Raw genomic sequence first — 20734 nt, 5'->3', positions numbered from 1 at the left:
GGTATCCACTTCGCCGGAAAATGCTCTAAGTATTTCGTTTCTGATACCGACGTTCGCATCCAAGGTTGCGATAAAGACGTGCGAGCGCGGGAAACGGACACTCGGGATCATTCATCTTTCAGCCACTGTTGATGTGCAACAACTGCGCTCATTGCGGTTGGTGGCCTGATTCCGACATTCGCATCCCGTTTCAGCCTATCCCTTGCGATGGCTGGAATCGAGGACCGCCAGCAAATGCAGGCTGCTCGTGTCCTTTCGAATCCGAAGTTCGCTACGGACGGCGCAGTATGACGAGGCGAACTTCGGATTCGGGACACCAGGATGATCCGCACTTTTGCCGCGCTTCTCGGCCTGCTGCCTCTGGCCGGATGCGTGACGGAAAAGCCGGCGGCCAAGGAGCAGCCGGCGTTCTATCTCGACATGGCGCATGGAGGAGCCAAGCTGGATTCCGTGATGGCGGCCTCGATGATTTCCGGCTATCGCGCCAACAACGGCCTCGGTCCGGTGACGGTTGATCCCGAACTCATGAAGATTGCCGAGACGCAATCGATGGCGATGGCCAAGCGCAACAAGATGGATCATGACATTGCCGGGACGCTGCCCAAGCGGCTGGCGGCGGCCGGCTATCCGGCAACGCTGGCGGTCGAGAATATCGGCGCGGGTTACCATACTCTCGCCGAGGCGTTCTCCGGCTGGCGCGATTCGCCTCCCCATCGGGCGAACATGCTCAAGAACGGCGTCACGAAACTGGGCATCGCCGCGAGCTATGCTCCGGACACCAAGTACAAGGTGTTCTGGACGCTGGTGTTGGCATCCACGGGCGAGCGATAACGATTGCCTGAAGGGGCATCGCCGTGCGCGGGTGGACTTGAGCGCGAAGCTGCTTGACCGGCGGAGGTTGCCGGTGCTTTGACGCCAGCGCCGCAACGTTGAGATGATCCGCTGTTCCGACAGGAGAGGGTGATGACGAACTTGAAAGGCCGGACCGCGGTCGTGACCGGATCAACCAGCGGCATAGGTCTGGCCTATGCCCGGGCCTTCGCCAGCGCCGGAGCCAATGTCGTGATCAACGGACTGGGTGTCGCGGCTGACATCGAGAAGGCGCGCGCCGGCATCGAGGCGGAGTTCAAGGTCAAGGCGGCCTACTCGCCCGCTGACATGACGAAGCCCGCCGAGATCGCCGGCATGATCGAACTCGGCGAAACAACCTTCGGCTCGGTCGATATTCTCGTCAACAACGCCGGCATCCAGTTCGTCTCGCCGGTCGAGTCGTTCCCTGTCGAGAAGTGGGACGCGATCATCGCCATCAATCTTTCGTCGGCCTTTCATGCCGTCCGCGCCGTGGTTCCCGGCATGAAGAAGCGCGGCTGGGGTCGCATCATCAATACGGCATCGGCGCATTCGACGGTGGCTTCGCCGTTCAAATCGGCCTATGTCGCCGCCAAGCATGGCATCGCGGGTCTCACCAAGACGGTGGCTCTTGAGCTTGCGCCGCACAGGATTACCTGCAACTGCATCAGCCCGGGCTATGTCTGGACGTCGCTGGTGGAAAAGCAGATTCCCGACACCATGACGTCGCGCGGCATGACCAGGGAGCAGGTCATCAACGACGTGCTGCTCGCCGCGCAACCGACCAAGCAGTTCGTCACCGTGGAGCAGGTCGCGGCGCTGGCGCTCTATCTTTGCGGCGACGATGCCGCCCAGATCACCGGAAGCAACCTGTCGATTGATGGCGGCTGGACGGCGGCGTAACCGGATCGACCTAAACAGCCTGTCTTCTCGGCATGCCCGGGCTTGTCCGGGGCATCCACGTCTTCGCGAAGTTTCTATTGGAAAGACGGGGATGGCCGCAATAAATCCGGCCATGACGAATATGTCTTTTACGTCGAGGCCGACCCCTTCCCGAACGCCAGCACATGAAATCCGAGCTTGCGGCGGACGATCCAGAACAGCAGCACCGTTTCGAATGTGAGCGAGATCGACGTCGCGGCGGCGGCGCCGTGGCCGCCGTAGCGCGGGACGAACGCGAAGCACAGCACCACGTTCATGCCGAAGGCCAGCGCATACGCGGCCGCGCAGGCATGCTGATGGCCGAGCATGTTGAGCAGCCGCTCGACGGGACCAATGGCGGAACGGACCACGAGCCCGATCGCGGCGACGAACATGATGCTGTAGCCGGTGACGAATTGCGGACCGAACAGCCACAGCATCGGTTTGCCGAACGCGAGCAGCAGCAGCGTTGCCGCGAGCGAGGGCCAGAAGGTCCATTTGATCGCATAGGCGAGGTAGGCCGCCAGCCGCTCGCGGTCGCCAGCGGCATGATATTCCGTGAAGCGGTGCGCCGTCGTCGCCGACATGGCGTAGTGGATGAAGGACACCAGCGCCAGGGTTTTGACGACGGCGAAGTAAACGCCGACTTCTTCCGAAGACCGAAACTGCTGCAGCACGAGCACGTCCGTGTAGGACAACAGCAGATAAAAGCTCTCGACCAGAAGGATCGGCAGCGAGACCGCGAGCCAGCCGCGAAAATCGTGGACTTTGGGTCCGGGCGTGACGATCGTGCGCAGTCTGCGATTGAGGACGATCATCTGGCCGATCATGGCGACCCACACCGCCGCGACGCTGGCCAGCATGGCGACGGTGGCGCTGAGGTGAAATCCCAGCACGAAAGCGCCGGCGGTGAAGCCGATGATCAGCGATTGCCGTACGATGAATTGCGGCATCAGTCCGAGCCGCATCCAGTCGTGGGAACGCGCAATGCCGTCCTGGGTGTTGGCGACCACGAACGCCGGTAGAGTCAGGCAGCCGATATAGAGCGGAAGCACCGTCGCCGCATCGATCCACGGTGACAGCACTTTGACCAGGGCCGCGAGCGATGCCGAGATCAGCGAGGCGACGATGAACGTCATCCAGCGGCTGCCGCTCAGGAAACCGCGCAGCCGTGCGTCGTCGCCGCTCGCGCGATATTCCGGAATGATCTTCTGCGCGGAAACCGAGATTCCGAAATCCATCATGCTGCCGAGCAGCAGCACCCAGGTCCAGACATACACATAAACGCCGTAGTCGGAACCGCCCATCCAGCGTGCGAGAAGGATCTGCGCCACGTAGGCGAGCCCGGCGCTTATCACCCGGATGATGAAGATGGTGCCGGCGAGCCGCCTGGTCAGCGAAGCCTCGCTTGAGCCGCCCATTATCGCGCGCAACCGTCCGATCAGCATGGGCGATCGCTTCGCAGGCGCGGAGGGGGCGTCCGTAACGGCCACGGCGGAATCCTCGACGCGGGATGCGCGCCATGCTCCGAATTTACAACCTTCCCGCTTCTGATAAAATCAGAAGCGGGCTCCATGATTTTGTTTTGACGCGTTTTCTTCACGCGAACAGGTCATCCACTTCGCTCGAAAACGCTATAGCAACCGTTCCTTAAGATTCAGTTGGGCGGACCAGATACCCCTGCCTGGCGTCTCCGGTGACGACTTAGCCATCAATCCAGATTGATATTGAATTCATAGGCCTGCTTGCCGCCGACCAGCGTCAGTTTCAGCGCGGCGCCTTCGGCTTTGGCGTTGTCCGGAAGGCCGTCGAGCTTGAATGAAAATTGCTTCACCCCGCGCGGCGCGCGCTCGTGCCGGGTCGGGATCGGCAGCGCCCAGTCCGGTGTCGGGCCTTCGACGAACAGATTGACGTCGTCCTTGGGGTTGTCGGTCGCGACATCCACGGTCACGGTTGATTCTCCCTCGCGCCTGACGTTGCGAATCGTCAAGGGATTGGGATCGCCGATCCGCGCCGGCTTCGGCACCATATCGAGCGCGGCGGCCAGCGTGCTGTCCTCGGCGCTCGCGACGCTGGCGAAGGCCAGCTCCATGCTGGCTTCGGCGGGAATGCACAGCTTGGCGCATACCGCGAAACTGACGGTTGCGCGGAGCGTGATCGGCCTGTCGGCATTGGTGGCTGCGATCCGTAGCGGCAGCACGACCTGCTCCTTGTAGCCGAGCGAATGGCCACCTGCGCCGTCGGGAAATTTCGATGGCGCGGGCCACAGAACAGTCACGGCATCGACATTGTCCGACTTTGAAAAGTCGAAACGCGGCGGCACGCCCGAGTCGCCCGGCGTGCGCCAGAAGGTTTTCCAACCCGGTTCGAGCTGAAACGCGATGCCGCCGAGCAGCACCGCACCGCTGCGCGAGCCCGCGAGTAGGCGGACGGCGGCGTAGCTGCCCTGCTGCCATGGCGAGGCGTCCTGGCCCGTCGCGGCGGTCGAAAGCGCGCACGCCAGCAACGCGACCGCAACGCCGGGCAACGCGTGAAGAGGAACCTTGATGATCATGCGAGCGTCTTTTTATCGGTTGCGCGCGGGCCAAACTATTGAATTGCTCGTGATGCGCTGTTTAGCCATGGCTCGGGAAGGTTGATTGACAGAATGAACACCCAATATCAGGATGGAAGGGCAACATGAGGGTCATTTGCTGATGAAACCAGCGCGTAAAGGGCCTGGCAGGGACCGTCGTCACGCTGACGATGTAGACATGGATACTGCGGACACGGATATCGACGATCGCAACTATCTGGATGGTCAGTTGCTGATCGCGATGCCGGTCATGGAAGACGAGCGGTTCGCACGTTCCGTGATCTATGTTTGCGCGCACTCGCCCGAGGGCGCGATGGGTATCATTCTCAATCGCCCCGCCGGAAGCGTCGACTTCACCGATCTGCTGGTGCAACTCGACATCATCAAGCGAGCCGACCTGATCAAGCTGCCGGAAACCGCCGAGACGATGAAAGTGATGAAGGGTGGCCCGGTCGAAACCGGCCGCGGCTTTGTTCTGCACTCGAGCGATTTCTTCATCGAGGACGCGACGCTGCCCATTGACGAGGGTATCTGCCTGACCGCGACGCTCGATATCCTGGAAGCCATCGCCAAGGGCGCCGGCCCGAAACATGCGATCCTGGCGCTTGGTTACGCCGGATGGGCGCCGGGTCAACTGGAGACCGAAATCCAGGACAATGGATGGCTGCACTGCCCTGCTGATCAGGACCTGATCTTCGGCCGCGATATCGAGGACAAATATGTTCGCGCGCTGCATAAGATCGGAATCGATCCCGGCATGTTGTCGAACGAGGCCGGTCACGCCTGAGCGGGCCGGGTTCCGCCAGCCGAGCGTTGCGCGCTGAGCGGTTTCAGCTTGCCGCCTCGAGCCGCACCTGGGCCAGCAGCCGCATCGTCGCATCGACGTCCATCGGCTCGCCGAAAGCAAAGCCCTGGGCGTATTCGCAGCCCATCTGATAAAGTTCCACCGCATCGGAGTCGGTTTCGGCACCCTCGGCGACGACATCCATGCCGAGATCGTGCGCCAGCGCGATGATCGACTTGAGGATGACCGGCCGCGTGCCGCGGGTCGAGGTGCGCACGAACGACTGGTCGATCTTGATGGTGTCGAGCGGGAAACGCTGCAGGTATGACAGCGAGGAATAGCCCGTGCCGAAATCGTCAAGCGAGAGCCCGACGCCGAGTTCACGAATCCGTTGCAACATTTGCGCTGCATGTTCGGGATTTTCCATGACAAGCGATTCGGTCAGTTCAAGCTTCAGGGTGCCGCGCGCGATCGATGAGCGCGACAGCACGGAGCGGATGTCGTGGATCAGATCGTGCCGCAGCAGCTGGCGCGAGGAGACGTTGACGCTGGCGAAAATCGGGGGCTGCGACCGCATGGCGCGTTGCCACACTGCAAGCTGGCGCGCGGTCTGATCCATCACGAACGTCCCGAGATCGACGATCAGGCCGGCCTCCTCGGCGATGGTGATGAATTCGTCCGGCGCCATCCGTCCGAGCTTGGGGTGATCCCATCGCGCCAGCGCTTCAAAACCCGCGACCGAGCGGTCCTCGAGCCGGACGATGGGCTGGTAGAGGACGGTGATCTCATGCCGCTCAAGGGCGCGCCGCAGTTCCGCCTCGAGCGATAGCCGGTCGTTCTTCCGGGCGCGCATCGCGGGCTTGTAAACGTCGATCCGATCGCCGCCGATCCGCTTGGAATGGTACATCGCAAGTTCGGCGTCCTTGATCATCTGGTCCGACAATTGCGTCTGAGGGTCGCTCAGCGCGAGGCCGATCGACGCGGTCAGGAAGATCTCACGGTCATTGAAGGCGATCGGGGCGCGGATGGTCTTGCGGATGGTTTCGGCGAACGCGGTGATGCGGGGCGGATCCTGCTCCGACATCAGGATAAGGCCGAACTGATCGCCGGAAAGCCGCGCCAGCGTATCCTGGGCTTTAAGGATGCGCGTAAGCCGTCGCGCCAGGGTCAGCAGGATCGAATCTCCCACCGCGACGCCAACGGAATCGTTGACCTGCTTGAAGCGGTCGAAATCGATCACCATCAGCGTCGGTCTCAGGCCCGGCATGGTCTTGGCGAAGGTCGCGACCGCGTTGAGACGGTCAATGAAGAGCTTGCGGTTGGGAAGGCCGGTCAGGTTGTCGTGCACCGAATCGTGCAGCATCCGCTCCTCGGCCTTCCTCGTTTCGGTGACATCGGTGAGAGTTCCGACCACGCGCGACACCTCGCCATCGGACCCCACCACCGGGCGCGCTTTCAGGGCGAACCACATGAAGTGGCCGTCGGACGCGCGCAGCCGGAAGTCCTGCACCAGCCGGCCCCGGCGCTGTTCGAGCACGCTGTCCAGCGCCGCGCGGAACCGGTCCTGATCGAGCGGATGCAGCACCTCCAGCCAGCCTGCCGCCGGCCCTTCGAGCGTGCCGCGTTTCAGGCCGAGCAGGCTTTCGGTCTCGGGACTGGTGAAGACCTTGTCGGCGGAGACGTCCCAGTCCCAGACCAGATCGCCCGCGCCGGTCAATGCGAGCGCGCGGCGTTCGATATCGGATACGACGCCGGAGGCGCCGCCTCCGCCGGCGAAGGCATGCTGCATCACCGTGAACCCGATCAGCATCACGATCAGCACGAGGCCGCCGAGCAAAGCGGGGCCCACGATGTCGTTGACGACCTTGCCCTCGATCGCCATTCCCGCGGCGGCCACCCACACCACCAGCAGGAACCAGGTCGGGATCAGCAAGACGGCGCGATCGAAGCCGTGAACCGCGAGATAGACGATCAGCCCGAAGCCGAATACCGCGATCAGCGCCAGCGATATCCGGGCGATGCCGGAGGCGACCGCCGGATCGAACAGGGCAAGCGCCACCAGCGAGCCGAGAAAGAAAAGCCAGCCGAGAGTGATGTGCGAATAGCGCACGTGCCAGCGACTGAGATTGAGATAGGCGAACAGGAATACGAGCAGCGTCGCCGCGAGAATCGCCTCGCCCGAGGCGCGCCAGATTCGTTCAGCGCCGGCCGGCATGTCCAGCACCTTGCCCCAGAAGCCGAAATCGACCCCGATGTAGACCAGCACCGCCCAGGCAAGCGCCGCGGCGGCAGGAAACATAATGCTTCCCTTGACCACGAACAGGATGGTCAGCACCAGCGCCAGCAGCCCGGAGATGCCGATGACGATGCCCTGATACAAGGTGAAGGAATTGACCTTGTCCTTGTAGGCGTCGGGCTCCCAGAGATAAAGCTGCGGCAGCCTGTCGGTGCGCAGTTCCATGACGAAAGTGATGACGGCGCCGGGATCGAGCGTGATCTGGAAGACGTCGGCGGTGGCGCTCTCCTGCCGCTCCGGGCGATCGCCGGTCGATGGCGTGATGGTGGCGATGCGCGATTGCCCGAGATCCGGCCAGAGCAGTCCCGACGACACCAGGCGGTAATGCGGCGCGACGATCAGGCGGTCGAGTTGATCGTCGGTGTTGTTGGCGAGCGCGAATACCACCCAGTTCTGGCCGCCTTCCCGCGCGCGCACCTCGACGCGGCGAACGATGCCGTCGGTGCCGGGCGCGGTCGAGACCTGAATGCGGTCGGAATCGCTGTGCTGATGATCGAGGATGGCGGTGAGGTCGATGGCGGGCGCGTCGCTGCGGACGCTGACGGCGTCGACTGCGCGCGCCGGCGATGCCGCGACGAAAATCATGAGGGCCAGCGTAAGCCACGCGAGCCGCCTGACCAGGTGCAATGTCGTTTCCTCGCGTTCAACATGCAGTCCCGCCGACCGCGCGAGATAGATGACATAATCGCGAAAGAAATTATAGGCTTCAGCAGGACGCGGGAATCTAAATCGTCAACACAATTTTGCCAACATGGGCGCCGGTTTCCATCCGCCGGTGCGCGTCCGCTGCCTGCTCAAGCGGGAAGCTGCTGTCGATCAGCGGCTTGATTCGTCCCCCCCGCATCAAGGGCAGCACCCTGGCTTCGATGGCGGCGACCATCGCGGCCTTGTCGGCCACCGAACGCGGCCGCAGCGTCGAGCCGGTATGATGCAGCCGTTTCATCATCAGCCTGGCGAAATTAACGGTTGCCTTCGCACCGCCGAGGAACGCGATCTGCACGATGCGGCCCTCGAGCGCGGCGGCGTCGTAATTCTTCTCGATGTAGTTGCCGCCGACCATATCGAGGATGAGATCGGCGCCGGCGCCGGCTGTCGCGGCCTTCACCTCCGCGACGAAATCCTGGAGCTTGTAGTTGATGGCGTGATCGGCCCCGAGCCCCAGACAGGCGTCTGCCTTCTCCTTTGATCCGACGGTGACGATCGTCCTGGCGCCGAACGCCTTGGCGAGCTGGATGGCCATGGTGCCGATGCCCGACGAGCCGCCGTGGATCAGCAACGTCTCGCCGGCCTTCAACGCGCCGCGCTCGAACACGTTGTGCCATACCGTGACCAGCGTTTCCGGCGTGGCGCCGGCTTCTATCATGGAGAAGCCAGTGGGGACCGGAATCGCGATCGATTCATGCGCGACGCAATATTGGGCGTAGCCGCCGCCCGAGACCAGCGACATCACGTTGTCGCCAAGCCGGTACTTGCCTGCTCCCTCGCCCAGAGACACCACTTCGCCCGCGACTTCCAGGCCGGGCAGATCGCTGGCGCCCGGCGGCGGCGGATAGCTGCCGGACCGCTGCAGGACATCCGGCCGGTTGACGCCGGCCGCCGCGACCTTGATCAGGATCTCGCGCGGGCCGGGCGAGGGGACCGGGCGGAACTGCGGCACCAGCACTTCCGGGCCGCCGGGCCTGCTGATGCCGATGGCGGTCATTCGCGCGGGCGGCTTTTCCATGGTGGTCACCGGGCAAGCTTGGAAAGGAGGTCGGACCCTGATTATAACGTACCGGCGCGCGTGAGTCGGCCGCGAACTGGAAAAGAAAACTCGCGGGGTTGAGGGCTCTTGAGCCGCAGCGGGACAGGCGCATGACCATTGACGGCGACGAACCCAGGAAAAAACTTACCCATGAGATCGGACAGGATCTCTCGCTGCTTTCGGTGAATGAGCTCAACGAGCGAATCGCGCTGCTGACGGAGGAGATTCAGCGCCTGCGGACGGCCGAAGTGAAGAAGCGCGCCTCGAAGGATGCGGCTGACCGTTTTTTCAAGTCCTGAGATTTCAGGTCTTCAGATTCAGGTTTTCAGGTTGCAGGTCGTGACCGAGTTCCTTTGTTCCTTTCAAGGATCGGCAGGCGCGAAACCGTCCGCCCGGGCGTCGTACCCGCCCGGCCGTTGGCTGAAGCTCAATTGCGCAACGTGAAAGCAACTGGCCTGCGGGGAGGGAAAAGCCTTGCGGCGCCCAAATTGCAAACGAAAGCTGAAGAAATTCGTTCGTTTACGATTGATTAAGCTTTCCTGACTATGACTGGAATGTCCTTCATTGGACACCGAGTGGCTTCCTGTCCACTCTGTTTGACGCCTCCCTGTTATCAACTTCAGGCCGCCGGCAACGGCGGCTTTTTTTTGCCTCGCGTCGTCCTGTTTCGCCCTTGATATTAACCCTTATTAACCGTTGCCGTTACTTGGCGCTGGACTCCCGCTTCCCGGGCGGGCAATGATTTGTTCATCATAAGCTGGCGCTAAAAAGACCAGCGGAAAGGCTCAAACGCGTATCGCAAAAGGTGAAAACCGTCCGTTGCTAGAATGCGCACAAGTTGTTGATTGAAAGTATTTTCTTGCAGCTAAATGGATCCACCTGGCGGATAATGCGCTGGTTGCGTGAGGCATGAACCTATGTTCGATCCATCGGCAGGCGGCTCCGGTCTGGTGCAGTTCAGCGAACGTCTTGCGGGCTCTTCCGTGTTCACGGCCCTGTTCCGGGAAGGCATGGATCTGGTCGAGGAGACCGCGGCCTATCTCGATGGCGACGGGCGCACCGAGGCGAAGACACTCGAACGTGCCGTCAGCCTGACTTACGCCACCGAAAGCATGAGACTGACCACGCGGCTGATGCAGCTTGCGTCGTGGCTTCTGCTGCATCGCGCCGTCAAGGAAGGCGAGATGACGCTGGCGCAGGCTAATCGCGAAAGGACCAGGGTGAAGCTGACCGCGGCGGATCCTGGTCCGCACGATATGATCGCGAAACTGCCGTGGCAGCTGCAGGACTTGATCGAGCGATCGCTGAATTTGCAGGCGCGGGTCCGGCGCCTCGATACCACCATTCACGCGCCGCCCGTGGAGCGCGGAACGGCCGGTAATCCGCTGGTGTCGCAGCTCAACCTTCTCCGGGAAGCCTTTGAGCGTCGCGGACCGGCGGAGCGGGTCCGCGGTCCCCGAGGCTGATGTCGCGGGAACTGATGATGCAGGAGCTGATGGTAAGGCTCATGCAAAAACGCTCCCGCGCAGCAGGAGCGTTCGACAAGCGGAAGCGTTCAACCAGAAGCAGGGGTGGCCTCAGCCCTTCTTGAGGAAGCCCGAAAACTTCTTCTGGAAGCGGGAGACCCGGCCGCCGCGATCGAGGATCTGCTGGGAACCGCCGGTCCAGGCCGGATGCGACTTGGAATCGATGTCGAGATTCATGGTGTCGCCGTCCTTGCCCCAGGTGGAACGGGTAAGATACTCCGTGCCATCGGTCATGACGACCTTAATTGTATGATAATCCGGATGAATTTCGGCTTTCATGATATGTCCTTGCAAGGCGAAGGGTTTTGGGCGAATTCGGACCGCTCTATATCGTACCAAGGTTTGACCGACAAGCGCGCCTGCGCATTTGCCAGCGCGCACAGGGGGGCATATGACGTGCCTTATTCAGCAATAGCGTGGTCAGGTGATGAGTTCGGTAGAAGTGCGTGAGAATACGTCGAAGGCGCCGGCCATTGCGCTGCCGCTCGATAACTCCCCGAAGGCCGGAACCGGAGCGTCGGAGCCTGCCGCGCCGGATCAGCCCGCGCCGTCCGCCAAGGATGCCCGCCGCCTCCGGCTGCGCCCGCTGCTGGCGCTCACGCCGTATATCCTCCGCTATCGCGGCCGGGCGCTGCTCGCGCTTGTCGCGCTGATCGTCGCCGCCCTGACGACGCTGGTCGTGCCGCTCGCGGTGCGCCGGATCATCGACTTTGGCTTCACGGCCGAAGGCGTCGCGATGATCAACAGCTACTTTACGATGATGATCGGCGTCGTGGCCGTCCTCGCCGGCGCCAGCGCCGCGCGTTATTTTCTGGTGAACACCACCGGAGAACGCATCGTCGCCGACCTTCGGCGTGACGTGTTCGCTCACCTGATGTCGCTGTCGCCGGTGTTTTTCGACACCGCCCGCAGCGGTGAGCTGATCTCGCGGCTGACCGCCGACACCACCCAGATCAAGTCCGCGGTCGGCTCCTCGATATCGGTTGCGCTACGTAATGTGGTGTTGTTCGTCGGCGCGGCTTCGATGATGGTCATCACCAGTCCGCGCCTGTCCGGACTGGTGCTGGCGGCGATTCCGTTGATCATCGTGCCGCTGGTCGCGTTTGGACGCTGGGTCCGCCGCCTGTCAAGGAGCGCGCAGGACAATCTCGCGGACGCCACCGCCTATGCATCCGAACTGGTCGGCGGGATCAGGACGGTTCAGGCTTACACCAACGAACGGCTTGCCGACGCGCGTTTCGGCGGCGAAGTCGAACATGCCTATCTGGCGGCGCGCAATTCGGCGCGCGCCCGCGCCGTGCTGACCGCGATTATCATCTTCATCGTTTTCACCAGCGTGGTCCTGATTCTCTGGATTGGGTCTCGCGACGTCCTTGAGGGCGACATGACGCCGGGCCGGCTCGGCCAGTTCGTGCTGTATGCCGCGTTCGCCGCGACCGGTCTCGGCCAGCTCAGCGAGGTCTGGGGCGAGGTCGCCGCCGCCTCCGGTGCGGCCGAGCGCCTGTTCGAGCTTCTTCGCGTCAAGCCGGTGATCGCGGCGCCGCCAACGCCGCGCGCGCTATCGGAGCCGGCGCGCGGCGATGTCACGCTGGACAATGTCAGCTTTGCCTACCCCTCGCGCCCGGAAGTCACGGTGCTGGACGGCGTCTCGCTGGCGGTGAAGGCGGGCGAGAAGGTCGCCATCGTCGGCCCGTCCGGCGCGGGAAAAAGCACGCTGTTTCACCTGCTGCTGCGGTTCTACGATCCTGTCTCGGGCACCATCTCCTTCGACGGCGTGCCCTTGCGCACCGCCGATCCGCGGGAGGTTCGCGCGCGTATCGCGCTGGTGCCGCAGGAATCGGTGGTCTTCGCCGCGTCCGCCCGCGAGAATATCCGTTTCGGCAGGCCGGATGCGTCCGACGCCGAGGTCGAGCGCGCCGCTGAACTGGCCCATGCCACCGAATTCATCCGCCGCTTGCCCGGCGGCTTCGAGGCGCTGCTCGGCGAGCGCGGCGTGACACTGTCCGGCGGACAGCGCCAGCGCATCGCCATCGCCCGCGCGATCCTGCGTGACGCGCCTCTGTTGCTGCTGGATGAGGCAACGTCGTCGCTTGACGCGGAATCCGAGACCCTGGTGCAGACCGCGCTGGAAGAACTGATGCGCCATCGCACGACGCTGGTGATCGCGCATCGTCTCGCAACAGTCCTCTCCTGCGACCGCATCATGGTCATGGATCGGGGACGGATCGTGGAGCAGGGGACGCACGCCTCGCTGGTGGCGGCGAATGGACTGTATGCCCGCCTGGCGCGGCTGCAGTTCGAGGGGGCATGAAGTCTTAGAGCATAATCGCTTTGTTTGAATCAGAAGCGAAGCTCTAGATTTTTTGTTTTGACGCGTTTTCTTTACGCGAACCGGTATCCATCCTTAGGGCTCAAGCCCGAGGATATGCTTCGCTCGAAAACGCTATAGTTCCCTCACGGTTTCCATTCCATGCGCTTGACCGGCCGCCCCGATGTCGGATTCACATCCTCGCCTGCGTGCGCGAATCCGTTGCGCGCGTAGAAGCGCATGGCGCGGCCGTTGTCGGCGTTGACCAGCAGTGTGATTCCCGACGGCGACAGCCGCTTCGCCTCAAGCATCAGCGCGTTTGCGATGTCGCCGCCCCAATGCGCGGGGGCAACCACGAGCTGGTCGAGATAGCCTGCCGCATCGATGGTGATGAAACCCGCCAGTTCGCCGGATTGCTCGGCGACGATGATGTCGGCGTTGGGGACGAGTTCATTGCGCCAGCGTTCGCGCCACCACGGCACGCGCGCCGCGAAATCGATCGCGGGATAGGCTTGTTGCCACGTCGCCCGCCACAGGGCGATCGCGGCGTCCTCGTCGGAGGCACGGTAGGGGCGGAGCTGAAACGAGGCCGTCATTCAAACATGGCCGTCATGCCCGGGTTATTCCGGGCATCCACGTCCTGAGAGTCGGATTCAAGGAAGTCGTTGGATGGCGGGGCCGCCAGCGCGAAGACACGCTTCGCGCTTTTGCCCGGCCATGACGGGACATACGGTCTCGACATATCCATCACATCACCGCTCCGTCAGCTTCAGCTCGATGCGGCGGTTGCGCTTGTAGGCCTCTTCCGTTGCATCGGGATCAAGCGGCTGGAATTCACCGAAACCCGCGGCGACCAGACGTTGCGGCGGCACGCCGAGCGACGCCAGATACTGCACCACCGAAATCGCGCGCGCCGCCGACAGGTCCCAGTTCGACTTGAACACCGGGCTGTTGATCGGCCTTATGTCGGTATGGCCGTCCACGCGTAGCACCCAGGCGATCTCGCTGGGGATCTGCTTGTCGAGATCGGTCAGCGCGCCGGCCAGCTTGTCGAGCTCGGCTTTTCCTTCTGGCAGCAGCGTCGCCTGCGCGGTATCGAAGAAGACCTCCGACTGGAAAACGAAGCGATCGCCGACGATTCTGATATCCGGCCGGTTGCCGAGAATGGCGCGCAGGCGCCCGAAGAATTCCGAACGGTAGCGGGACAGCTCCTGCACCCGTTTCGCCAGCGCGACGTTCAACCGCTGGCCGAGATCGGCGATGCGGTTCTGCGAATCCTTGTTCTTTTTCTCGGAGACGTCGAGCGCGTTCTCCAGCGCCGCCAGTTGCCGGCGCAGCGCGCTGATCTGCTGGGTCAGTACCTCGACCTGCGCCAGCGCGCGCGATGAAATCTGCTTCTCGGAATCCAGCGCCTTGTTCAACTGGCTGTTGCGGCCCGCGGCATCGTTCCCCGCGCCGGCAAGGCCGTCATAAAGTCCCTTGATCCGATCGCGCTCGGCCTCCGCCGAGACGAGACCCGCACGCAACTGGCTGACCTCGTCGCCAAGGCTGACCTTGCCGAGCTTTTCCAGCGACAGCAGATCGGTCAGTTGAGCGATCCGGGCGTTGAGTTGTTCCAGCGCCTTGTCCTTGCCCGTGACTTCCTGCGACAGGAAGAACTGCGTCACCAGAAACACAGTCAGCAGGAACACGATCGCGAGCACCAGCGTCGAGAGAGCATCGACGAAGCCTGGCCAGTAGTTGAATCCGCTCTCGTTCCGGCGCCCGCGTGCTAGGGCCATGATGTTTCTCTTAAGATCAGGGCTCTCCCTCTGCCGTGGGAGCCGGCCGCGAAGCGGCGGTCGAGGTAAACGGGATGGTCAGGTGGTCGTCATCCGGCTGCTGGGCAAGGTGCTGAAGCAGCTTTTTGATCTCGCGGTTCTGCTCGCCCTGTTCGTCCGCCCATTCGCGAATCAATTGCTGTTCGGTCCGCATATGACTGACGAGCCCCTGAATGGCTTCCGCGAGGCTGGCCATCGCGGAGGTGGTTTCATGGCCGGATCCCGTCTTCTCGACGGTTGTGCGAAGCTGCTCGATCGCAGACTTTATCTCGGCCGCCGGATCGGGCCGGGTCTTGCCGCTGTATTCGCGAACGGTGGTGGCGAGCCAGTCCTCGAGGTCGGTATAGAAACGGTTCTGCGCCTGGCTGGATTGCAGATCGAGAAAGCCAAGGATCAGCGATCCGGCGAGGCCGAACAGCGATGACGAAAACGAAATTCCCATGCCGCCGAGCGGCGCGGCGAGGCCTTCCTTCAGCGTCTCGAACAGGGATCCGGTGTCGCCGCCGACCTGCAAACCGTCGATCACCTTGCCGACGGAGCCGACGGTTTCGATCAAGCCCCAGAACGTGCCGAGCAGACCCAGGAACACCAGCAAGCCCGTCATGTAGCGCGAGATGTCGCGGGCTTCATCGAGCCGGGTGGCGATGGAATCGAGCAGATGCCGCATGGTCTGCTGGGAGATCGACACGCGACCGGTGCGTTCGCCGCCGAGGATAGCGGCCATCGGAGCCAGCAATCGCGGTCTTCGGTCTGGTACCCGGCCCGCATTGGCGATGCGGAAATTGTTGACCCACGCGATTTCCGGATAAAGCCGGATCACCTGCCGGAACGCGAAAACGATGCCGATCGCCAGGACGCCAATGATCAACGCGTTGAGGCTGGGGTTGGCGAAGAACGCGGCAACGATCTGCTTGTAGAGAACAACCTGCACCAGCGCGCACAGCACGATGAACACGACCATGCGCACCAGAAATATCCGGGGCGGCGCCAGTTTCGTCAGTTCGATCTCCGGTGCGGAGCGGGGAGCGGTGCCTTGCGCCATGAGCCAGCGTGCTTAACCATCAAGGAGAGAGGCAGGAAGGTTCAGACAAGCCGCATTATGGCACGGCGTTGGCGGCAAAAAATAGCTCATCTCGCGATTTTGCCAATCGTCGCTGCCCCTGCGGCGCCGGCTTTCAGTCGTGGCGTGTGTTCTGCATCAAGAAGGGTCGCGGTTTGCGCTCGTGCCATCGCGGTATAACAACAGGGCGACAGGGCAGCGCGCGGGGAGTATTCCGCGCGTTACGTTCTCTTGATGGAACCCGGTTCACGATTGTTTGAGAACCGGATAAATCATTGCGACATCAAAGCCATATTGTTCTGTGACATTGCGTCGCCGCCAATTAGTGTTGCGTCGCCTTCCTCCAGCCCTCATTAAAACTTGGTTGGGGATTCGATAGTATCGACGTTGTGCGTCACGTAGCGAATCCGCGCGTCGCGTAGCAACACACCCACAGAGCTTGCAGTTCCCATGCCGAGATTCAACTTACGACTGGCGTTTCTGGCTATCGTGATAGCCGGATTGTCGCCGCTTCTTGGCGGCTGTGATGAGCCGACAACGGCGGACGCATCCGCTGTAGCGGTCGTTCCCGAGGTCAGCGTGATCACGGTGGTTCCGAAACCGCACGCGATCGTTCGCGAACTGCCGGGACGCATATCGCCGTTGCGCGTTGCGGAGGTGCGCCCGCGGGTTTCCGGCATCATCACCAAGCGGCTGTTCCAGCAAGGCAGCGAAGTCAAGGCAGGCGACCCGCTGTATCAGATCGATCCGGAGCCGTTCGCGGTTGAAGTGCAGGCCGCGGAAGCGGCGCTTGCGAAGGCCGATGCCGTACTTGAGCAGGCCTCGCACCATGCGAGACGTATCGAGAAACTGACCGCGCGGCATGCCACGTCCGAGGCCGAGAACGAGAAGGCGATCGCCAACATGCGTCAGGCGGCGGCTGATGTCGCCGCCCGCAAGGCGGATCTGGCGCGGGCGCGGCTCCATCTTGATTACACTACCATTCGCGCGCCGATCGACGGCGTGGTCGGCGCCGCTCAGGTGACCGAGGGCGCGCTCGTCGTGCAGAATGATGCGGCAAGCCTTGCGACGGTGCAGCAACTCAATACGATTTATGCCGACTTCACCCAGTCGGTGACGGAGCTTAACAACCTTCGCCATGCGTTTGAGTCTGGCGATCTGGAGCGCATCGCGCCGGGCGCCGCCAAGGTCCGCCTCCTGCTCAATGATGAAAAGCTCTACCCGCTGCACGGAAAGTTCCTGTTTTCCGAGGCGAAGGTCGATTCCTCGACCGGACAGGTGACGCTGCGCGGCGAATTTGCCAATCCGAAGCGCGAGTTGCTGCCGGGAATGTACATTCGCGTGCTGTTGGAGCAGGGCGTCGACAGCGATGCGATCGCCGTTCCACAGCAGGCGGTGCAACGCGACTCCAGCGGCGGCAGCGAAGTCTTTGTCGTTCGGGACGACGATCGCGCTATCGTGCGTCCGATCCGGACCGACGCGGTCCAGCACGGCTATTCGATGGTCAGCGATGGGCTGAATGCGGGCGACCGCGTGGTGGTCGAGGGCTTCCAGAAGTTCACGGCGGGCGACAAGGTTCGCGTCGTGACGTGGGAAGCCGATGCTTCGCCGAAGACGGGAGTGGTGTCGGGCGAAACAGCGTCCGCCCGGCAGTAACGCAGCATGCCGGCTTTCTTCATCGATCGACCTATCTTTGCGTGGGTCGTCGCGCTGTTCATCTGTCTGGTCGGCGCGATCTCGATACCCTTCCTGGGCGTTGCGCAGTATCCCATCATCGCGCCGCCTTCGATCTCGATCGCGACGGCATACCCCGGCGCTTCGCCGCAGAATCTTTATAACAGCGTCACGCGCCTGATCGAGGAACAGCTCAACGGCGCGTCGGGCATCCTCAATTTCGAATCCACCAGTGATTCTCTGGGACAGGTCGAAATCACCGCGTTCTTCGTTCCCGGCACCTCCACCGATCTCGCTTCGGTGGACGTGCAGAATCGCATCAAGCGCATCGAGGCCCGCCTGCCCGCGGCTGTGCTGAAGGAAGGCATCCTGGTCGAGGAAGCCTCCAGCGCGGTGTTGCAGATCATCACGTTGCGTTCGACGGACGACAGTCTCGACGAGGTCGGCCTCGGCGACTTCATGACGCGAAACATCATCGGAGAGATCCGGCGTCTTCCCGGCGTCGGCCGGGCCACGCTGTTCTCCACCGAACGCTCGTTGCGCGTCTGGCTCGATCCGGAAAAGCTCGTCGGCTACGGCATGACGTCGGAGGACGTCACCAAGGCGATCGCGGCGCAGAACGCGCAGGTGGCTTCGGGCAGCATCGGTGGACCGCCGAGCCGGGCCGGGCAGAAAACCGCGGCGCTGGTGCTGGTGAAGGGACAACTCAGCACACCCGAGGAATTCGGCTCCATCCTGCTGCGCGCCAACCGCGACGGTTCCACGGTGCGCCTGCGCGACGTGGCGCGGGTCGAGGTCGGCGGCATGGACTACCGGTTCACCACGCGCCTCAACGGCAAGTCGACCGCGGGTCTTTCAGTGCTGCTCGCGCCGGGCGCCAATGCGCTTGCCACCGCGAGCGCGGTGGAAGCCAAGATGGAGGAGCTCTCGAAGTTCTTCCCGGCGAACATCACCTACGATATCCCCTACAACATCACGCCCGTGGTGAAGGCCTCGATCGAAAAGGTCGTGCATACGCTGATCGAGGCGGTGGTGCTGGTGTTCCTGGTGATGTTTCTGTTCCTGCAGAACATCCGATACACCATTATTCCGACCATCGTGGTGCCTGTCGCGCTGCTCGGCACCTGTGCGGTGCTGCTGATCGCAGGCTATTCCATCAACATGCTGACGATGTTCGGCATGGTGCTGGCGATCGGCATTCTGGTCGACGACGCCATTGTCGTGGTGGAGAACGTCGAACGCATCATGTCGGAGGAAGGGCTGCCGCCACGGGAGGCGGCGCGCAAGGCGATGTCGCAGATCACCAGCGCCATCGTCGGCATCACGCTGGTGCTGATGGCGGTGTTCGTGCCGATGGCGTTTTTTCCGGGCTCTGTCGGCATCATCTACAGACAGTTCTCCGTCACGGTGGTTGCCGCGATCGCCTTCTCCGCCCTGATGGCGCTGTCGCTGACGCCGGCTTTGTGCGCCACGCTGCTGAAGCCGGTCAAGGCCGGACATGCTCACGCCCGAAAGGGCCTGTTCGGCTGGTTCAATCGCGCGCTGGAGAGCGTGCGCGGCCGCTACGTCTCGACGGTCGGCTGGTCGCTGAGGCGAACCGGACGCCTGATGCTGATATACGCCGCTCTGGTCGGCGTTCTGGTCTGGGCCTTCGTTCGATTACCCGCCGGCTTTCTGCCGGTGGACGATCAGGGCTTCATCACGACCGACGTGCAGACGCCGGCCGATTCGTCCCACGGGCGGACCGGAGCGGCGGTGGAGGCGGTCGAGAGATACCTGGCCGAACGGCCGGGAGTTAAGAACGTCACTTTCCTCACCGGTTTCGCCTATTCCGGGCAGGGCATGAACACGGCCCAAGCGTTCATCACCCTGAAGGACTGGTCGGAGCGGCCTGAGAAGGACTCCGCCGCGAATATTGTGACCGACGCCAATCGCGAACTGGCGTCGCTGCGCGATGCCAAGATCACCGCGCTGCAGCCGCCGCCGATCGACAACCTCGGCAATTCGTCGGGGTTCAGCTTCCGTCTGCAGGACCGCGGTCAGAAAGGCTATCCGGCATTGTTGCAGGCGACCAATCAGTTGATCGCCGAGGCCAATGCCAGTCCGATCCTGCAGAATGTCTATGTCGAGGGCCTGCCGTCGGCGGGGCAGATCAATCTCGTGATCGACCGCGAGAAGGCCAGCGCCCTCGGAGTCACCTTTGAGGACATCAATGACACCATGTCGACCAATCTCGGATCGACCTATGTCAACGACTTCCCCAACCGGGGGCGAATGCAGCGCGTGATCGTGCAGTCGGATCGCGACGGCCGCACCACGGCGCAGGACATCCTCAACTACAACGTCAAGAACAGCAGCGGGGGGCTGGTTCCGTTCTCGTCCTTCTCCTCCATTGAATGGTCGAAGGGGCCGACGCAGGTCGTCGGCTTCAACTACTATCCGTCGATGCGCATCTCCGGAGAGGCGCGGGCGGGCTTCACCTCGGGCGATGCGATCGCCGAGATGGAGCGGCTGGCCGGCCGCCTGCCGCGCGGTTTCGGCTATGAATGGACCGGTCAGTCGTTGCAGGAAAAGCTGTCGGGATCGCAGGCTCCGTTCCTGCTCGCGCTCTCGGCGCTGGTGGTGTTTCTCTGCCTGGCGGCGCTTTATGAAAGCTGGACCATTCCGCTCGCGGTGTTGCTGACGGTGCCGCTCGGGATTTTCGGCGCGGTGCTGGCGGCGACGACGCGCGGGCTCGCCAATGACGTCTATTTCACCGTGGGGCTCGTGACCATCATTGGCCTGGCGGCCAAGGACGCCATCCTCATCGTCGAGTTCGCCAAGGATCTGCGCGCGCAGGGCAAGTCGCTCATCGACGCCACGCTGGAGGCTTGCGCGCTGCGCTTCCGGCCGATTCTGATGACCGGCTTTGCCTTCGCCTCCGGCGTTCTGCCGATGGTTATCGCCAGCGGTGCGGGCGGAGCGAGCCAGCAGGCGCTCGGCACCAGCGTGATGGGCGGCATGATCGCGGTGGTGGTGCTGGCGCTTCTGATGGTGCCGGTGTTTTTCGTCGTCGTGATGCGCGTGCTCGGACGCGACAAGAGCGGACTGGAGCCGGCGGGCAAGCCGAAGATCCACGGGCCGCCGGCGCCGATGCATCCGGCGGAATAACGAGGCCGCGCGTTGTTTAGAGCGGCC

16 protein-coding genes are annotated in these 20734 nt (G+C 62.9%); 8 read left to right on the top strand and 8 right to left on the bottom strand.

The annotated features are described in order from the left end of the window. Window positions 1-321: 321 nt before the first annotated feature. Window positions 322-831, top strand: a complete 510-nt coding sequence (locus tag NWI01_RS10585) for a CAP domain-containing protein (RefSeq protein WP_141383807.1) — start codon at window positions 322-324, stop codon at window positions 829-831. A 132-nt stretch (window positions 832-963) separates the two neighbouring features. Further along, window positions 964-1752 (top strand): 3-hydroxybutyrate dehydrogenase, encoded by a 789-nt coding sequence (locus NWI01_RS10580; protein WP_141383806.1) that lies wholly within the window; start codon window positions 964-966, stop codon window positions 1750-1752. A 128-nt stretch (window positions 1753-1880) separates the two neighbouring features. On the opposite strand, the gene NWI01_RS10575 is transcribed toward NWI01_RS10580, so the two are convergent. Together NWI01_RS10575 and NWI01_RS10570 are read right to left on the bottom strand one after the other, a co-directional pair. Continuing rightward, window positions 1881-3263, bottom strand: coding sequence for a flippase (locus tag NWI01_RS10575; protein WP_375782182.1), 1383 nt, complete (start codon window positions 3261-3263; stop codon window positions 1881-1883). A gap of 218 nt (window positions 3264-3481) precedes the next feature. Continuing rightward, a complete protein-coding gene (locus NWI01_RS10570; RefSeq protein WP_141383805.1) occupies window positions 3482-4324 on the bottom strand; it encodes a protein-disulfide reductase DsbD domain-containing protein in 843 nt (280 codons plus the stop codon). Between the two features lie 199 nt (window positions 4325-4523). On the opposite strand from NWI01_RS10570, the gene NWI01_RS10565 reads away from it, so the two are divergent. Continuing rightward, a complete protein-coding gene (locus NWI01_RS10565) occupies window positions 4524-5132 on the top strand; it encodes a YqgE/AlgH family protein (protein WP_244613716.1) in 609 nt (202 codons plus the stop codon). A gap of 43 nt (window positions 5133-5175) precedes the next feature. Here the strand turns inward: NWI01_RS10565 and NWI01_RS10560 are convergent, their stop codons facing one another. Both NWI01_RS10560 and NWI01_RS10555 read right to left on the bottom strand, forming a co-directional pair. Next, entirely contained in the window at window positions 5176-8052 is a 2877-nt protein-coding gene (locus tag NWI01_RS10560) for an EAL domain-containing protein (RefSeq protein WP_181410436.1), read from the bottom strand. Window positions 8053-8149: 97 nt separating this feature from the next. After that, the gene (locus tag NWI01_RS10555) at window positions 8150-9148 is read right to left on the bottom strand and encodes an NAD(P)H-quinone oxidoreductase (protein ID WP_141383803.1); all 999 of its coding nucleotides are present in this window, start codon (window positions 9146-9148) and stop codon (window positions 8150-8152) included. A gap of 131 nt (window positions 9149-9279) precedes the next feature. Here NWI01_RS10555 and NWI01_RS10550 point away from each other — a divergent pair, with 131 nt between their 5' ends. Next, the gene (locus NWI01_RS10550; protein WP_141383802.1) at window positions 9280-9468 is read left to right on the top strand and encodes a DUF1192 domain-containing protein; all 189 of its coding nucleotides are present in this window, start codon (window positions 9280-9282) and stop codon (window positions 9466-9468) included. Between the two features lie 618 nt (window positions 9469-10086). Continuing rightward, the gene (gene rcdA / locus NWI01_RS10545; RefSeq protein WP_141383801.1) at window positions 10087-10635 is read left to right on the top strand and encodes a protease adaptor protein RcdA; all 549 of its coding nucleotides are present in this window, start codon (window positions 10087-10089) and stop codon (window positions 10633-10635) included. 111 nt (window positions 10636-10746) lie between these two features. On the opposite strand, the gene rpmE is transcribed toward rcdA, so the two are convergent. Beyond that, complete coding sequence (gene rpmE, locus NWI01_RS10540; RefSeq protein ID WP_011315945.1) at window positions 10747-10974, bottom strand: 50S ribosomal protein L31; 228 nt, start codon at window positions 10972-10974, stop codon at window positions 10747-10749. Window positions 10975-11122: 148 nt separating this feature from the next. Here rpmE and NWI01_RS10535 point away from each other — a divergent pair, with 148 nt between their 5' ends. Next, complete coding sequence (locus tag NWI01_RS10535; protein WP_141383800.1) at window positions 11123-13006, top strand: ABC transporter transmembrane domain-containing protein; 1884 nt, start codon at window positions 11123-11125, stop codon at window positions 13004-13006. A 143-nt stretch (window positions 13007-13149) separates the two neighbouring features. Here the strand turns inward: NWI01_RS10535 and NWI01_RS10530 are convergent, their stop codons facing one another. From NWI01_RS10530 to NWI01_RS10520, 3 genes are all read right to left on the bottom strand, one after another. Beyond that, a complete protein-coding gene (locus NWI01_RS10530) occupies window positions 13150-13599 on the bottom strand; it encodes a GNAT family N-acetyltransferase (RefSeq protein ID WP_141383799.1) in 450 nt (149 codons plus the stop codon). A 156-nt stretch (window positions 13600-13755) separates the two neighbouring features. Further along, entirely contained in the window at window positions 13756-14784 is a 1029-nt protein-coding gene (locus tag NWI01_RS10525) for a peptidoglycan -binding protein (protein ID WP_141383798.1), read from the bottom strand. Window positions 14785-14800: 16 nt separating this feature from the next. Beyond that, window positions 14801-15865: a flagellar motor protein MotA gene (locus NWI01_RS10520; RefSeq protein WP_141383797.1), complete on the bottom strand. Its 1065-nt coding sequence runs from the start codon at window positions 15863-15865 to the stop codon at window positions 14801-14803. A 468-nt stretch (window positions 15866-16333) separates the two neighbouring features. Between NWI01_RS10520 and NWI01_RS10515 the strand changes: the two genes are divergently transcribed. Both NWI01_RS10515 and NWI01_RS10510 read left to right on the top strand, forming a co-directional pair. After that, complete coding sequence (locus tag NWI01_RS10515; protein ID WP_181410435.1) at window positions 16334-17539, top strand: efflux RND transporter periplasmic adaptor subunit; 1206 nt, start codon at window positions 16334-16336, stop codon at window positions 17537-17539. Between the two features lie 6 nt (window positions 17540-17545). Beyond that, window positions 17546-20707 carry a multidrug efflux RND transporter permease subunit gene (locus NWI01_RS10510; protein WP_141383796.1) on the top strand — a complete coding sequence of 1054 codons (3162 nt, stop codon included), beginning with the start codon at window positions 17546-17548 and terminating at the stop codon, window positions 20705-20707. The last annotated feature ends 27 nt before the right edge of the window (window positions 20708-20734 follow it).

Source organism: Nitrobacter winogradskyi, assembly GCF_006539545.1.
GTDB classification, from domain to species: domain Bacteria; phylum Pseudomonadota; class Alphaproteobacteria; order Rhizobiales; family Xanthobacteraceae; genus Nitrobacter; species Nitrobacter winogradskyi_A.
The sequence above is the reverse complement of the archived record's forward strand: the minus strand, read 5'-3'. Positions and strand labels throughout refer to the sequence as shown.

Excerpts from the sequence above, each read along its gene's own strand:
- NWI01_RS10585 (WP_141383807.1), top strand. The coding sequence starts at position 322 with ATGATCCGCACTTTTGCCGCGCTTCTCGGCCTGCTGCCTCTGGCCGGA.
- NWI01_RS10580 (WP_141383806.1), top strand. The coding sequence starts at position 964 with ATGACGAACTTGAAAGGCCGGACCGCGGTCGTGACCGGATCAACCAGC.
- NWI01_RS10570 (WP_141383805.1), bottom strand. The coding sequence starts at position 4,324 with ATGATCATCAAGGTTCCTCTTCACGCGTTGCCCGGCGTTGCGGTCGCG.
- NWI01_RS10565 (WP_244613716.1), top strand. The coding sequence starts at position 4,524 with ATGGATACTGCGGACACGGATATCGACGATCGCAACTATCTGGATGGT.
- NWI01_RS10555 (WP_141383803.1), bottom strand. The coding sequence starts at position 9,148 with ATGGAAAAGCCGCCCGCGCGAATGACCGCCATCGGCATCAGCAGGCCC.
- NWI01_RS10550 (WP_141383802.1), top strand. The coding sequence starts at position 9,280 with ATGACCATTGACGGCGACGAACCCAGGAAAAAACTTACCCATGAGATC.
- rcdA (WP_141383801.1), top strand. The coding sequence starts at position 10,087 with ATGTTCGATCCATCGGCAGGCGGCTCCGGTCTGGTGCAGTTCAGCGAA.
- rpmE (WP_011315945.1), bottom strand. The coding sequence starts at position 10,974 with ATGAAAGCCGAAATTCATCCGGATTATCATACAATTAAGGTCGTCATG.
- NWI01_RS10535 (WP_141383800.1), top strand. The coding sequence starts at position 11,123 with ATGAGTTCGGTAGAAGTGCGTGAGAATACGTCGAAGGCGCCGGCCATT.
- NWI01_RS10530 (WP_141383799.1), bottom strand. The coding sequence starts at position 13,599 with ATGACGGCCTCGTTTCAGCTCCGCCCCTACCGTGCCTCCGACGAGGAC.
- NWI01_RS10525 (WP_141383798.1), bottom strand. The coding sequence starts at position 14,784 with ATGGCCCTAGCACGCGGGCGCCGGAACGAGAGCGGATTCAACTACTGG.
- NWI01_RS10520 (WP_141383797.1), bottom strand. The coding sequence starts at position 15,865 with ATGGCGCAAGGCACCGCTCCCCGCTCCGCACCGGAGATCGAACTGACG.
- NWI01_RS10515 (WP_181410435.1), top strand. The coding sequence starts at position 16,334 with ATGCCGAGATTCAACTTACGACTGGCGTTTCTGGCTATCGTGATAGCC.
- NWI01_RS10510 (WP_141383796.1), top strand. The coding sequence starts at position 17,546 with ATGCCGGCTTTCTTCATCGATCGACCTATCTTTGCGTGGGTCGTCGCG.